Source organism: Pseudonocardia thermophila (genome assembly GCF_900142365.1).
Classification (GTDB): domain Bacteria; phylum Actinomycetota; class Actinomycetes; order Mycobacteriales; family Pseudonocardiaceae; genus Pseudonocardia; species Pseudonocardia thermophila.
In genome coordinates, this window is sequence record NZ_FRAP01000007.1 from 61,468 (window position 1) to 75,897 (window position 14,430).

The 14,430-nt window shown below is 73.0% G+C and carries 13 protein-coding genes; 9 read left to right on the forward strand and 4 right to left on the reverse strand.

Annotated elements, in window-relative coordinates:
* Positions 1-518: 518 nt before the first annotated feature.
* Entirely contained in the window at positions 519-3,659 is a 3,141-nt protein-coding gene (locus tag BUE41_RS32415) for an ATP-binding protein (protein WP_073456935.1), read from the reverse strand.
* 117 nt (positions 3,660-3,776) lie between these two features.
* Between BUE41_RS32415 and BUE41_RS10965 the strand changes: the two genes are divergently transcribed.
* The 3 genes from BUE41_RS10965 to BUE41_RS10975 are packed head-to-tail and all read left to right on the forward strand — an operon-like array spanning position 3,777 to position 5,034.
* A complete protein-coding gene (locus tag BUE41_RS10965; RefSeq protein WP_073456936.1) occupies positions 3,777-4,130 on the forward strand; it encodes a cupin domain-containing protein in 354 nt (117 codons plus the stop codon).
* Positions 4,127-4,696 carry a TIGR03086 family metal-binding protein gene (locus BUE41_RS10970; protein ID WP_073456937.1) on the forward strand — a complete coding sequence of 190 codons (570 nt, stop codon included), beginning with the start codon at positions 4,127-4,129 and terminating at the stop codon, positions 4,694-4,696. The genes BUE41_RS10965 and BUE41_RS10970 overlap by 4 nt, the downstream gene beginning before the upstream one ends.
* Complete coding sequence (locus tag BUE41_RS10975; RefSeq protein WP_073456938.1) at positions 4,693-5,034, forward strand: nuclear transport factor 2 family protein; 342 nt, start codon at positions 4,693-4,695, stop codon at positions 5,032-5,034. The genes BUE41_RS10970 and BUE41_RS10975 overlap by 4 nt, the downstream gene beginning before the upstream one ends.
* Before the next feature lie 362 nt (positions 5,035-5,396).
* Here BUE41_RS10975 and BUE41_RS10980 read toward each other — a convergent pair whose 3' ends face one another.
* Positions 5,397-6,185 (reverse strand): class I SAM-dependent methyltransferase, encoded by a 789-nt coding sequence (locus BUE41_RS10980; RefSeq protein WP_073456939.1) that lies wholly within the window; start codon positions 6,183-6,185, stop codon positions 5,397-5,399.
* Between the two features lie 339 nt (positions 6,186-6,524).
* Here BUE41_RS10980 and BUE41_RS10990 point away from each other — a divergent pair, with 339 nt between their 5' ends.
* From BUE41_RS10990 to BUE41_RS11005, 4 genes are all read left to right on the forward strand, one after another.
* Positions 6,525-7,322 (forward strand): multicopper oxidase domain-containing protein, encoded by a 798-nt coding sequence (locus BUE41_RS10990; RefSeq protein ID WP_084754742.1) that lies wholly within the window; start codon positions 6,525-6,527, stop codon positions 7,320-7,322.
* 376 nt (positions 7,323-7,698) lie between these two features.
* On the forward strand, positions 7,699-8,454 hold the full coding sequence (locus BUE41_RS10995) for an amino acid ABC transporter substrate-binding protein (RefSeq protein WP_073457099.1): 756 nt from the start codon (positions 7,699-7,701) through the stop codon (positions 8,452-8,454).
* Positions 8,455-9,123: an amino acid ABC transporter permease gene (locus tag BUE41_RS11000; protein WP_073456942.1), complete on the forward strand. Its 669-nt coding sequence runs from the start codon at positions 8,455-8,457 to the stop codon at positions 9,121-9,123.
* A complete protein-coding gene (locus BUE41_RS11005; protein WP_073456943.1) occupies positions 9,120-9,893 on the forward strand; it encodes an amino acid ABC transporter ATP-binding protein in 774 nt (257 codons plus the stop codon). The genes BUE41_RS11000 and BUE41_RS11005 overlap by 4 nt, the downstream gene beginning before the upstream one ends.
* Before the next feature lie 312 nt (positions 9,894-10,205).
* Here BUE41_RS11005 and BUE41_RS11010 read toward each other — a convergent pair whose 3' ends face one another.
* Positions 10,206-10,637, reverse strand: coding sequence for an Hsp20/alpha crystallin family protein (locus BUE41_RS11010; RefSeq protein ID WP_073457100.1), 432 nt, complete (start codon positions 10,635-10,637; stop codon positions 10,206-10,208).
* A 184-nt stretch (positions 10,638-10,821) separates the two neighbouring features.
* On the opposite strand from BUE41_RS11010, the gene ligD reads away from it, so the two are divergent.
* Positions 10,822-12,396, forward strand: coding sequence for a non-homologous end-joining DNA ligase LigD (gene ligD / locus BUE41_RS11015; protein WP_073456944.1), 1,575 nt, complete (start codon positions 10,822-10,824; stop codon positions 12,394-12,396).
* Between the two features lie 99 nt (positions 12,397-12,495).
* Positions 12,496-14,256: an aa3-type cytochrome oxidase subunit I gene (gene ctaD / locus BUE41_RS11020; RefSeq protein WP_073456945.1), complete on the forward strand. Its 1,761-nt coding sequence runs from the start codon at positions 12,496-12,498 to the stop codon at positions 14,254-14,256.
* Between the two features lie 9 nt (positions 14,257-14,265).
* Here ctaD and BUE41_RS30730 read toward each other — a convergent pair whose 3' ends face one another.
* Positions 14,266-14,421 (reverse strand): hypothetical protein, encoded by a 156-nt coding sequence (locus BUE41_RS30730; protein WP_159444891.1) that lies wholly within the window; start codon positions 14,419-14,421, stop codon positions 14,266-14,268.
* Between the last annotated feature and the right edge of the window lie 9 nt (positions 14,422-14,430).

Sequence of the window (14,430 nt, forward strand, 5' to 3'; positions counted from 1 at the left end):
TTGGACCAAGCGGTGAAGGTCTGTGGTGCTCGCCCGAGCCGCTGACCCGCACGCGGGGGCAGATCATGGCCGACACCCTGGTTGAGCGGGTCACCGGGCTGACGTGTGCCGCGGACATTGCTGCTCGACCCCGACTCGCCGATCCCCGTCGAGATCCCCGGCTTCGGACCCGTCCCCGTCGCGCTGCTCGCGGATGGTGAGGGGCAGAAGACCATCCGGCGTCCGTTCACCCGAGACGGTGTGGTCATCGGTGGGAATCCCCGAGCCGCGGGTCCCACGGCACCCGCGCCGCGATCATCAGCCCGTGACGACGGCCGCTGCACCGCCCCCTACTGCGACACCCCGATCCACCACATCGATCACCGAGTCCGCCACAGCGACGACGGACCAACCGAACTCGGCAACGGCGACGGCTACTGCGCGCTGCACGACTACGCCGAGGAGATCGGGGTCAGCCGGCGACCTCGGCGAGAACGAGAACCGAGACCCCGGTCGCCGTGAACGACTCGGGCTGCCCTTCACCTCACCCGCTGCGCCACCAACACCGTGAGCCGCGGGACGGTCGCCGCTTCGCCGGCGGCGCGGGCCGCCGCCAAGGCGGTTGTGGCGATGCCGGAGGTCGTGGGGTCGGCGCGGGCTGCGGCCAGTTCGGCGGCGGCGAGGCGGGCTTCGAAGCCGCCCAGTGGTGGGCCGATGGTCAGGGCGCGGTCGACGAGAGCGGCCACGCCGGTGAGGTTCCCGGCGGCGATGGCCGTGACGGCGGAGCGGGCGGCGGCCCAAGCGGCGAAGAGGGTGAGGGAATCACCGGCGACGTCGGCGGAGGCGGCGAACTCGGCGGCTGCGGTGTCGAGGTCGCCTGAGGCCTGGGCGGCGATACCGGCGGCGCGGTGGGCGGTGGCGGTCCAGCCCTGGTGGTCGACGGCGCGGGCGATCGCGAGCGCCTCTGCGGCGTCGGCGGCGGCCTCGTCGGCGCGCGCGAGGGCCGAGAGGGCTTCGGAGCGGTGCCACAGTGCGTATGCCTGGCCCTCGGGGGCGTCGAGGTCGCGAGCGAGCTGGAGGGCGGCGGTGGTCACCTCGAGGCCCTCGGTGGGCCGGGCCATGAAGACCAGGCCGTGGCCGCGGGTCGAGAGCGGGGTGACGACCCGGAGGAGATCGCCGGAGTCGGTGAAGAGCTGGGCGACCCGGCCGAAGACGGCGACACCGTCGGCGATGCGGCCGTCGAGGAAGGTGGCCATAGCGCGGCCGTCGAGGATGCGGGCGACACCCCCGCCGTCGCCGTGGTCGCGGTAAAGGCGCAGCGCTTCCTCGGCGCGGGTGCGGGCGCGGTCGGGGTGGCCGAGGTTCATGTCGATGATCGCGGCGGTCTCGAGGGCGAAGGCGCGGGCCGCGGCGTCGGAGTCGGCCTCGACGAGGGCGAGTTCAGCTAGCTCCGCGGCGAGGTGGGGGTCGCGGGCACCGAACGTGAGCATCGCCAGGCGGGAGCGGCGCCGGGAACGCTGCGGGCCGGAAGGGGTATCGGCGAGAGCGGTGCGCAAGTCGGCGCCGGCGGTGGCGAGCTCGCCGTGCGCGGCGGCAGCTTCCGCGCGGGCGGCCAGGAGATCGGCGCGGATCGGTGGGTGCGGGGCGAGGGCGAGCCCGGCGGACGCGGAGGCGGCGGCCTCGCGGGTGGCGCGGCGGGCGAGGGCGCGGTGGGCGGCGCGGGCGAACGCGGCCGCCGCGGCCGTGGCGTCGCCGGAATCACGGTGATGCCGGGCCACCTCGGCAGCATCGGCCGGCCCGTCCGGGTCGGCGTCCAGCGCGCGGGCGAGGAGAGAGTGGAGACGGCCGCGGTCGGCGGGATCGAGGCCGGCCGTGACGGTCTCAGCGACCAGGTCGTGCGCGGTCGCCCAGCCCCGTTCGCCGAGGCGCACCAGGCCCGCGGCCGCGAGCCGGGACAGGGCATCGAGGACGGCGCGGCCGTCGATGCCGGCGGCGTCGGCGATCGTGCGGGCCGGGGCCTCCCGGGCGAGGAGCGCGAGCAGGCGCAGGACCTCGGTGGCTCGGGCGTCGAAGCGAACCGCGCGGCGCTGCACCGCCCGGAGCTGGCCGGCTCGCCCGACTTCGGCCGCGATCCCGGCCGCGCCGGCGGTGCGTGGCGTCCAACCGGTCGGGCCGGGCGCGATCACGGAACGGGCGGTGAGCTCGCGGAGGAGCTCGGCGACGGCGAACGGGGTGCCGTCGGTGTTCCGCTCCACCGCCTCGGCCAGGCCCGGATGGCCGACGAGCGTGCGGATCGCCGCGCCCGGCAGCGGTCCGAGGGCGACGTGCGTCGTCGACTCGCGGAGGTCGTGGAGCACGCCGAGGGTGCCGGGCGGGAGTTCCTCGGGGCGCATCGCGACGACGGCGGCGAGCCGGGGCAGCCGGGCGAGGGCGGACGCCAGCAGGGTGACGCTGCTCGGGTCGGCCCACTGGAGATCGTCGACGACCAGCAGAGCGCCGCTGCCGGTGGCGGCCTCGAGCAGCCGCAGGGCGCCCGTCAGCAGGAGCGCGCGCCGGCTCTCACCGCCGACGGGTTCGCCGGCGTCCCCGAGCTCAGGCAGCAGCTCGGCCAGAGCGGCGCGGATCCGGTGGGGGAGCGAGTCCGCGATCGCCGCGTCGAGGGCGAGTGCCTCGCGCAGGACCGACTGAGTGAGGCTCCAGGGTTCGGCGCGCTCCGGCAGGAACGCCCGTGCAGCGATCACCGGGAGCTGGGACTGTCGCACGAGTTCCGCGATCAGGCGTGACTTGCCCGATCCCGCCCGCCCGACCAGCGCGGCGATCCCGCTCCCGGCGACGGTGGCGCGCACGGCCGCGAGCTCCTCGGTGCGGCCGACGAACGCGAGCTCGCCGAACACGGGCGGCCGGTCGGGCAGCAGCGCGGGCGCGGCGACGCGGCTCGAGGTAGGCACCTCGTTGCGCAGGAGGGCCAGCTGAAGGCGCTCGACCTCGGGGGAGGGATCCACGCCCAACTCCTCGGCGAGTGCGGCCCGCAGTCCGGCGAGCCGGGCCAGTGCCGCCGCGGGATCCCCGGTCGCCGCCAGCGCGCGGGCCACCGCGATCACGGCCGACTCGCGCAGCGGTTCGGCGGCCGCCGCCTCCGCGGCGAGGGCGAGTGACCTGCGGGGATCGCCCAGGGCGAGCGCGGCGGCCGCGGCGCGTTCACACACCTCGACGTGATCGCGCAGCAGCCGCTCCCGCACCGGCCGAGCCCACTCGGCGTAGGTGTCCTCGGCGAGCGGCTCACCCCACAGGGTGAGCGCGGCGGTGCAGGCGCGCAGCGCCGTGGCGGGCTCGGTTGCCGCGCGGGCGGCGTCGAGCGCGGCGGTGAACTCGGCGACGTCGACGGTGCAGGTGCCGAGCGCGTAGCCGCCGGTGCCGGTGACGACCGAGGCGGGATCGCCGAGGGCGCGGCGGGCCCGGTTGACGAGCACACCCAGGTTGCCGGTCGGATCGGCGGGCAGACGCTCCGGCCACAGCGCGACGGCCAGCACGGCGTGCGGGACGAGATCGGGGCGGCGCACGGCCAGGACGCGCAGCAGCGTGCGGACCTTGCGGCCGCCGAACACCGCGGGCGGGATCTCCGCGCCGTCGCGCCGGACCTGGAACCGCCCGAACAGCTGCACCCGCACGCCGCCCGGCATCGGCACATCGTGGCGCAGCGGGCGGTCTGCGGACAGGGGGCCTGCTCGTCGCCATCGAACTGCAAGGTCGCGGCCGTAGCGTCCGCGCCGTCCCGACAGCAGACCCAGGAGGACGACATGGGCGCCACGCACGAGCAGCAGGACTTCGACACCCCCACCGAAACCCGGGAGTCCCCGCACGGCCGGCTCGACCTGGTCCGCATCGGCGGAGCGGAGATCGGCCACCTCACACGGGAGCCGGGCTGGTGCTGGACCACCGTCGTCCGCCCGGTCGCCGGCACCGAGTGGTGCGAGGCGCCGCACTTCCAGTACCGCGTGTCCGGCACGCTGCGCGTCCGCACGTGCGACGGCATCGAGTTCGACGCGGCCCCGGGCCAGGTCACGGCGCTGCCGGCCGAGCACAGCGCCTGGGTGGTCGGCAGCGAACCGGTCGTGGACCGGTGGGGCGCCTCCCGCTACGCACGCCGATGACCGGCGTGGACGTTCCGCAGATCTTCGCCGTCTGCGTCGCCGAGTTCGGTGATCGCGTGCACGTGGTGGGCGACCAGTGGGGCGCGCCGTCGGCGCTGCCCGGGTGGACCGTACAGGAGCTGGTGCGGCACGTCGTCGAGGAGGACCGGTGGGCGCCGCCGCTGTTCGCCGGGGCGACGATCGCCGAGATCGGTGACCGGTTCTCCGGCGACCTGCTCGGTACCGATCCCGTCGGCGCGTTCGACACGGCCGCGGTGTCGGCGTTGGACGCGGTGCGGGAGGCCGGGGCGATGGAGCGCACGGTGCATCTCTCGTTCGGCGATCTCCCCGGCGCGGAGTACGCGTTGCAGCTCGCCGCCGACCACCTCGTGCACGCGTGGGACCTCGCCCGCTCGATCGGTGCCGACGACCGGCTCGACCCGGCCGCGGCGGCCGCGCTCGCTGCGTGGTTCGTCCCCGTCCAGCCGCTGTACCGGCAGGCCGGGGTGATCGGTGAGCCCGTACCCGTGCCGGCGGCAGCGGGACCGCAGGCACGACTGCTCGGCATGATGGGGCGGACCCCGTGAACGCCGCGGTCGCCGCCGTCGCCCGGTTCCAGAAGGCGTTCGACGCGAAGGACGTCGACGCGGTCATGGCGGCGATGACCCCGGACTGCGTCTTCGAGGACACCTCGCCACCGGACGGCCGCCGCCACGTCGGCGCCGACGCCGTGCGCGCGGTGTGGGAGGGGTTGTTCCGGGCGACGCCGGAGGGGGAGTTCGCCACCGAAGAGCTGATCGCGGCCGCGGACCGGGTCGTCGTGCGCTGGCGCTACCGGTGGGCCGACGGGCACGTGCGCGGCGTCGACGTCTTCCGCGTCGAGGACGGGCTGGTGGCGGAGAAGCTCGCGTACGTGAAGGGTTGAACCGAGCGGCGCGAGTCGCGGGTTCCACGTCGGCGAGTCGGGGGCTTCGCGACGGCGAATCGCGGCATTCCGACGGCGAGTTGTCCGAATCAGGCGGGCGAGTTGTCTCTTCGAGGACACCGAGTTCGCCCGTTCGGTGCGGCGAGTTCGCCGGTCCAGGCGCCGGCCCGTCCGGTTGGGCGGACCGCGGCATCCGACTTCGGCGATCTCACCGTCCCGAGCGGGGCAACTCGCCTTGCCTGTACGGCGAACTCGCCGTCTCCATCGGGGCAACTCGCCCTGCGGGTTCGGCCAACTCACGGACCTGCTCGGGGCAACTCGCCGTCGGGAGAACCGCGACTCGCCGGGCCTGGCCGGGCCCGTCACGGCACCCGGCCACGCACCGTCCACGCCCGTGCCCGCAGGTGGACGGTCCCGTCCGAGCGCGGGTCGACCGAGTCCCGCAGGTGCTCCCGGAGCCGGGCCTGGTGCGTCGGCGTCAGCGCTGCGAGGTAGCTGGGGGCCGGGCCGACCGCGCCGAGGAACGGGGTCCACAGATCGTCGAAGTCGGCGAACACCGTGTCGACGTCGACCTCGCCGACGGCGACGTCGGCGAGGCCGGTGGCGGTCCAGAGGATCTCCAGCGGTTCCGGGCGGCACAGCGGGAAGCGGATGCCCTCGTCGAACCGGGAAGCGGCGGGATCGACCGCGATCGCGGCGTCCCAGAACCGGCGCAGCAGCTCCATCCCGCCCGAGTAGTCCCACACGTAGGCGGCCACGGTGCCGACCGGGGCCGTCACCCGGACCGCCTCGGCCATCGCGGCCGCCGGATCGGACACGAAGTTGAGCACCAGCCCGCTGACCGTGACGTCGACGGCGTCGTCGGGCAGCGGGAGCGCGGCCGCGTCGCCGACGTGGAACTGCGCCGGAGGACCTGTCGCGCCGCGGGCGTGCTCGACGAACGCCGCCGATCGATCCACACCGGTGATCACCGCGGGCGCCGCGGCGGCGAGCACCGCCCGGGTGAGCACGCCCGTGCCGCACCCGACGTCGAGCCAGCGCAGCCCCGGCGGCAGCGCGAGCCGGGCGAGGAACCGCTCCGCGACCGGCGCGCTCCACCTCCCGATGTAGCGCTCGTAGGCTTCGGCATCGGTCCACCCCGGCGTGGTCATCGCCCCAGTGGACCGCCGCGCCGGCGCGGGCGCATCGGCGGTTCGGCCGAACTCCGCCCAGCGGTACCGGAGCCGGACGCCAGTACTGCGGTCCCGGGCTCTCCACGATGCCCCGTCCACCGCCGGCGGCGTCCACTACCGCGGTGACCGCAGCGTCGAGCACCTCGCCCGCCACCACCTCCGATCGCTTCCGGCGGCGCACCGCCGTCCGCGCCGCCCGGCTGTTCGACGGGCTGAGCACCGCGCCGGTCGCCGATCCGCTCGTCGTCGAGGACGGGCGGATCGGCGCGGTCGACGCCGGTCTGCGCGCACCGGTCCCGCCCGGCGCCGACGTGATCGATCTGCCGGGCGCCGCGCTGCTGCCGGGGTTGGTCGACGCGCACGTCCACCTCGTGTTCGACGCGGGCCCGGACACGGCGCTGGCCGGCCGCGACGACGACGCCGTGCTCGCCGGCGGCCGGCGCGCGGACCGACGGCACCCGCTACACCCTCAACGGCACCACGCCCGGCCCCGATATCCGCGTCGCCGCGGGGCAGCTGCTGCAGGTGCGGTTGGTCAGCGAGTCCGTGGCCGATGGCGTGACCCTGCACGGCGTCGACGTGCCCAACGCCGAGGACGGCGTCGCCGGCGTCACCCAGGACGCGGAGCCGCCCGGCGGCGAGCACGTCTACCGGTTCGTCGCCCCGGCCGCGGGCACGTACTGGTGCCACTCCCACCAGGTCTCGCACGAGCAGGTCGTGCGGGGCCTGCTCGGCGCGCTGGTGATCGAGCGCAGCGGCGGCACCGCAGCCACCGACGTCGGTCTCCGGCGCCCCGTTCACGCTCGCCGTGATCGACGGGACCGACGTCGCCGGCCCCGTCCCCGTCCACGGCGCGGGCGTGACCGCCGGTTCGACCGCGTCGTCGATCGTGCCCCGGGTTCCTCGACGGTGTGGCCCCGGGTACTGCAACGGCCGCCACGCCGTCGTGCTCGCCCGCGACGGCGTCGCCGCGACCGGCAGCCCTGGTGGTTCGACTCGCTGGAGGTCGACGCCGGACAGAGCTACTTCGCGGCGCTGCGGACCGACAACCCCGGTGTGTGGCTGGACCACTGCCACAACCTGCAGCACGCGTGCGACGGCCGATGGACCACCTGATGTACGGGAACGCGACGACGCCCTACCGCGTGGGGGGCAACGGCAACACCCCGAGTAGGGGAACGGTGGGTCGCCGCGTGGAATGATGGGAACGGTCGCCTTGACAGGAGGATCGCCCGGGCATCTGCTGTCCGGATCCTGCGCGGCGGACCGTGGGGGACAGGGGGACTCATGCTGCGAGCTGGACGGCTCGGACCGGCGGCGCCGCCGCGGCCGACGTGGTCCCGCCGGCACGTCGACCTGTGCCGCACCCACACCGCGCTCTGTTCCTGACCGCATCCCGACACACGGCGGCGTCTGCCGCCCATCCACATCCATTCCCGCCCGTGCCGCGGTCGTGCGCGCACGGGTCGTCCTCAGCTCGAAGGAGAAGTCCGTGCGTCGCACGTTCCTCGCCGTCGCCGCTGCGCTGCTGGCCGCCGTCACGATGGCCGGCTGCAGCAGCGGCGCGGACTCCGCCACCCTGCGCGTCGGCACCGAAGGCACCTACAGCCCGTTCAGCTTCCAGGGTCCCGACGGCAGCCTCACCGGCTACGACGTCGAGGTCGCCCAAGCGGTCGGCACCAAGCTCGGCAAGACCGTCGAGTTCGTGCAGACGCCGTGGGACTCGATCTTCGCGGGGCTGGAGGCCCGCCGCTTCGACCTGGTCGCCAACCAGGTGACGATCAACGACGAGCGCAAGGCCAAGTACGACCTGTCGGCGCCCTACACCGTCTCCGAGGGCGTCATCGTCACCCGCGCCGACGACACCAGCATCACCTCGCTCGCTGACCTCACCGGCAAGACCACGGCGCAGTCGGCCACGAGCAACTGGGCGCAGGTCGCCCGGGACGCCGGTGCGAACGTCGAGGCCGTCGAGGGCTTCGTGCAGGCGGTGCGGCTGCTCAAGGACGGCCGCGTCGACGCCACCGTGAACGACTCGCTCGCCGTCGCCGAGTACCTGAAGACCACCGGCGACACCGGCGTGAAGATCGCGGGCACCACGGGCGACACCAGCGAGCAGGCCTTCGCGGCGCGCAAGGACAGCGGGCTCATCGCCGACGTCGACCGGGCCCTGGCCGAGCTGCGGGCCGACGGCACACTCGCGCGGATCTCGGAGAAGTACTTCGGGACGGACGTGAGCGGTCGCTAGGTGGACGCATCGACCTGGGAGCTGATCTGGCGCAACCTGTGGCCGATGCTGGTGGCCACGGTCACCCAGACCATCCCGCTGACGCTGATCAGCTTCTCGATCGGGCTGGTGCTGGCGCTGTTCGTGGCGCTGGCCCGACTGTCGTCGATCACGCCGCTGTCGCTGCTGGCGCGCGGCTACATCAGCCTCATCCGCGGCACGCCGCTGCTGGTGCAGCTGTTCATCGTGTTCTACGGGCTCCCGCAGTTCGGGATCGTGATGGACCCGTTCCCGGCGGCCGTGGTCGCGTTCAGCCTGAACGTCGGCGGATACGCGGCCGAGGTGATCCGGGCGGCGATCCTGTCGATCCCGAAAGGGCAGTGGGAGGCGGCGCAGACCATCGGCATGGGCTACGTGCTGACGCTGCGGCGGGTGATCCTGCCGCAGGCTGCCCGCACCGCTGTGCCGCCGCTGTCGAACACGCTGATCTCGCTGGTCAAGGATACGTCGCTGGCTTCGACGATCCTGGTGACAGAGCTGCTTCGGGTCGCCCAACTCGCGGCGGCACCGACGTTCGACTTCTTCGCCCTCTACGGGGTCGCGGCGGTGTACTACTGGGTCGTCTGCCTGATCCTGTCGTTCGCGCAGAACCGGGTGGAGGAACGACTGGAGAGGTACGTGGCGCGATGACCGGACCGGCAGATGGTTCTGAGCCCCTGCTGTCGGTGCGCGGGGTGCGCAAGTCCTTCGGCGACCTGCAGGTGCTGCGGGACATCAGCTTCGACGTGCCGGCGGGCACTGTCACGACCGTGATCGGGCCGTCGGGCTCGGGCAAGACGACGGTGCTGCGCACGCTCAACGCGCTGGACCGCGCGGACGCCGGGGTGATCCGCGTCGGCGACGTCACCGTCGATTTCGCCGAGCCGGTCGACCGCGCGGTGCTGGCCCGGTTACGGGCGCAGAGCGGGATGGTGTTCCAGGCGCACAACCTGTTCCCGCACCGGACCGTGCTGGAGAACGTCATCGAGGGGCCGGTGATCGTGCAGAAGCGGCCCGAGGCGGACGCGATCGCCGAGGCGAAGGAGCTGCTGGCGCAGGTGGGGCTGGCCGAGAAGGCTGACCAGTACCCCTACCAGCTCTCCGGCGGTCAGCAGCAGCGCGTCGGGATCGCCCGGGCGCTGGCGCTGCGGCCCCAGCTGATGCTGTTCGACGAGCCGACGTCGGCGTTGGATCCCGAGCTCGTCGGCGACGTCCTGCGGGTGATCAAGGAGTTGGCGGCGCAGGGCTGGACGATGGTCATCGTCACGCACGAGATCCGCTTCGCTCAGCAGGTCGCCGACCAGGTGCTGTTCATCGAGGGCGGGGTCGTGCTGGAGTCGGGGCCGCCGGCTCAGGTGCTCGGCAAGCCGGAACAGGCGCGGACCCGGCAGTTCCTGCGGCGGATCCTCGACCCGATCTGAGCCGCACGGCGGGCTGCACGACTGCCGGGTCGTCGCGCCGAAAACCTGCTGCCATCATTTCACTTTTCCTGTAGTGATGGCTCGTGGCGGAGGATCCCGGGCGGAGGGCGCCGGGCCGGCATCACGACCGGCCCGGCCGGCGCGATACTTCCGTCGTTGCCTGGGCGCTGCGATGCCTCACCCCCTTCCCGACTCGCTCCCGGATCGGAGGTCCCCTCGGGGTTCCAAGCGGTGACCGACAGGGCGTCGTGCGGCAACCTGTCGGCCTCCCTCGCACGGCCGTCGGTGCGGCCGGTGGTCCTCGGGCGCGGGTCAGGTGTCGAGCTGCGTGCGCTCCGGCGGGGCGGCGACCGGGATGCGGCGCGGTCTGGCCTTCTCGGTGATCGGGATGCGCAACGTCAGCACGCCCGCGTCGTAGGTGGCGGTGACGCCGTCGGGATCGAGGTCCTCGCCGAGGACGAGGCGGCGCGCGAACACGCCCAAGGGGCGCTCCGACAGGTGCATCTCGACGTCGTCCCCGGTGAGCAGGGGGCGCCGCTCCGCCTTGACGGAGAGCGTGTTCCGCTCGACGTCCACCTCGATCGCGCCGGGGTCGACGCCCGGCAGGTCGAACGCGACCACGAAGGTGTCGCCCTCGCGGTAGGCGTCCATCGGCATCACGGCGGGTCGCGACCACGTGCCCGTGAGGAACGCCTGCCGGGCCCGGCGGTCCAGCTCGCCGAACGGGTCGATGCGCACCAGCATCGCGCGGTCCACTCCCTCCTCGAACTTGTGTCCACGACGGCAGAAGTCCTGCGTCGCCGGAGCCCACGACGCTGTGGGCTCCGGAGGGGTTTCCTAATATCTGCAACGCTAGATAGAGATTTTCTCAGTGTCAAGTTTGGATATGGCGGTGGGTCGGGACGGTGGGGTCGGGGTACCCCACGGCATGGCCTTGGAGACCTACCGGGCGAAGCGGGACTTCGCGCGCACCCCGGAACCGTCCGGAGCCGCCGATCCCGCGCCCGGCCGCCGGTTCGTCGTCCAACGGCACCGGGCGCGGCGGCTGCACTACGACCTGCGGCTGGAGATCGACGAGGTGCTGGTCAGCTGGGCCGTCCCGCGCGGGCCCACGCTCGATCCCGCGGCGCGGCACACCGCCGTGCACGTCGAGGACCATCCGCTGGAGTACGCCGGGTTCGAGGGCGTCATCCCGAAGGGCGAGTACGGCGGCGGAGACGTGATCGTGTGGGACCGCGGCACGTGGGAGCCTGCGCGCACCGACGACCCGGCCGCCGCCGTCGAGGCCGGTGAGCTGCACTTCGACCTGCACGGGGAGAAACTCGCCGGCCGGTTCGTGCTGGTGCGCCGCGACGGTGACGGCGGGCGCGATCAGTGGTTGTTGATCCACAAGCGGGACGAGCACGCCGTCGACGGCTGGGACCCCGAGGACCATCGCCGCTCGGTGGTCAGCGGCCGCACCAACGAGGAGGTGGCGGCCGCGCCCGCAGCGATGTGGCAGGGCGGGGTCGCCGCCGCGGACGCCGAGGTGCGCCTGGATGTGCCGACGAGCGTCGAGCCGCCGAACGTCGACGAGCTCGCCGCTCTGGACGAGCTGGGGCGGCGCGGCCGATGGGAGCTGGCCGGGCGGGAGCTGGTTCTGACCAACCTCGACAAGGTGCTCTTCCCCGGCCGGCGGGGGGCGCGTCGCGTCACCAAACGCGATCTCATCCGCTACTACGCCGAGGTAGGGCCGTGGATGCTGCCGTACCTGGCGGGGCGGCCGGTGAACATGCACCGCTACCCCGACGGAGTCGACGAGGGCGGGTTCTGGCACAAGGAGGTGCCGGACCACGCGCCCGACTGGCTGGTGCGCTGGCACAACCCGGAGGCCGATCCCGGCGAGACCGCCTGCTACGTCGTGCCCGACGGCCTTCCGGCGCTGGTGTGGTTGGCGAACTTCGGCGCGGTCGAGCTGCACCCGTGGACGTCGCGGCTGCCCGACGTCCACGCCCCGACGTGGGCGCTGATCGACATCGATCCCGGCACGGCCAGCACCTTCGACGACGTGCTGGTGCTCGCCCGGCTCTTCCGCACGGCGCTGGACCACCTCGGGGTGGCGGCGGCGCCGAAGGTGACCGGCAGCCGCGGCGTGCAGATCTGGGTGCCGGTCACGTCGGGCTGCACGTTCGGCGAGACGCGGGCGTGGGTGGAGCGGATCTCCCGCGCCGTCGGGCGCACCGTGCCCGAGCTGGTGAGCTGGGAGTGGTACAAGGACCGTCGCGGCGGCCTCGCCCGTCTCGACTACACCCAGAACGCGATCAACAAGACGCTCGTCGCGCCGTTCAGCCCGCGGCCCGCAGCCGGGGCGCCGGTGTCCGTGCCGATCCGGTGGGGAGAGCTGGACGATCCCGGGCTGCGGCCGGATCGCTGGACGCTGCACACGGTGCTGGACCGGCTGCAGGAGGTGGGGGACCCGCTGGCGGAGCTGATCGGGCGGGATCAGCGGTTGCCGCCGGTGTGAGGGAACCGCCGACCGCTCACCGATCCGAGGTTTCGGCGCTGCCCGGTGGGTTACCGCTGTGCGGACCACGCCCTGCCTGCGACTGAGTCCGAGGCTGCCATGACCCGCACCGGTCCCGTGCCCGTACCCACGCCGATCCGGCCCCGCGCGCACCGCTCGCGCCCCCTCGGCTCCCGCACGCTGCACGTGCTGCGCACCACCGATCCGAAGGACATCGGGCTGCTCTACCTCACGACGGCGTTCCTGTTCTTCCTGATCGGCGGGGCGATGGCCCTGCTGATCCGGGGCGAGCTGGTGACGCCGGGGCAGCAGTTCCTGTCGAACGAGCAGTACAACCAGCTGTTCACGATGCACGGCACGCTGATGCTGCTGCTCTACGCGACGCCGATCCTGTTCGGGTTCGCCAACTACATCCTGCCCCTGCAGATCGGTGCGCCGGACGTGGCGTTCCCGCGGCTGAACGCGTTCTCGTACTGGTTGTTCCTGTTCGGCGGGCTGATCGTGATGTCGGGGTTCCTCACCCCGGGCGGGCCCGCGGACTTCGGCTGGACCGCCTACACCCCGCTCTCGGACGCGATCCGGTCCCCGGGGGCGGGCGGGAACCTGTGGCTGGCGGGGCTGATCGTGTCCGGGCTCGGCACGATCCTCGGCGCGGTCAACATGCTCACGACCGTCATCTGCCTGCGCGCACCGGGGATGACCATGTTCCGGATGCCGATCTTCACCTGGAACATCTTCTTCACCTCGATCCTGATCCTGATCGCGTTCCCCGTCCTGACGGCCGGCCTGTTCGGCCTGCTCGTCGACCGGCTCTTCGGCGCGCACGTGTTCGATCCCGCCAACGGCGGTGCCGTCCTGTGGCAGCACCTGTTCTGGTTCTTCGGCCACCCGGAGGTCTACATCGTCGCGCTGCCGTTCTTCGGCATCGTCACCGAGATCATCCCGGTGTTCAGCCGCAAACCGCTCTTCGGCTACAAGGGGATGGTGTTCGCCAGCGTGGCGATCACCGTGCTCTCGGCCGCGGTGTGGGCGCACCACATGTTCGCGACCGGTGCGGTGCTGCTGGCGTTCTTCTCCTTCACGACGTTCCTGATCGCGATCCCGACGGGCATCAAGTTCGTCAACTGGATCGGCACCATGTGGAAGGGGAAGATCACCCTCGAGACGCCGATGCTGTTCGCTGTCGGCTTCCTCGCGACGTTCCTGCTGGGCGGGCTGACCGGGATCCTGCTCGCGTCCCCGCCGCTGGACTTCCACATGCACGACACCTACTTCGTGGTGGCGCACTTCCACTACGTGCTGTTCGGGACGATCGTGTTCTCCGTCTTCGCCGGCCTCTACTACTGGTTCCCGAAGATGACCGGCCGGATGCTGGACGAGACCCTCGGGAAGATCCACTTCTGGACGATGTTCATCGGGTTCCACCTCACCTTCCTCGTGCAGCACTGGCTGGGCAACGCCGGGATGCCGCGCCGCTACGTCGACTACCTGCCCATCGACGGCTTCACGACGATGCACGCGATCTCGTCGGCCGGGGCGGTGCTGCTCGGTCTGTCGACGCTGCCGTTCCTGTGGAACGTGCTGCACAGCCTGCGGTTCGGCCGCGTCGTCGCCGTCGACGACCCGTGGGGGTTCGGCAATTCGCTGGAGTGGGCCACCAGCTGCCCGCCGCCGCGGCACAACTTCACCGAGCTGCCGCGGATCCGCTCGGAACGTCCGGCGTTCGAGCTGCACTACCCACAGCTCGTCGAGCGGTTCCGGCAGGAGGCGCACGTGACGGGGCGGGCCTCGCTGTACGAGCAGCTCGTCGCCCGCTCCACGCCGGGGGACGGCGCGGAGGAGGAGCCGAAGCAGCGCTGAGCCCGTGGATCAGGCCCAGCCGGAGCGGATCAGCCCGCGCAGCACCGTGCGGAGCAGGGCCCGGCGCAGTGCGCGCAGCAGCGCCACCGGGTGCGGGACCCGACGGCGGATCGGCTCGCCGACGGCGTACCCGGCGCTGCGCCGCTCACTCCGGTCACCCCACACGGGTGACGG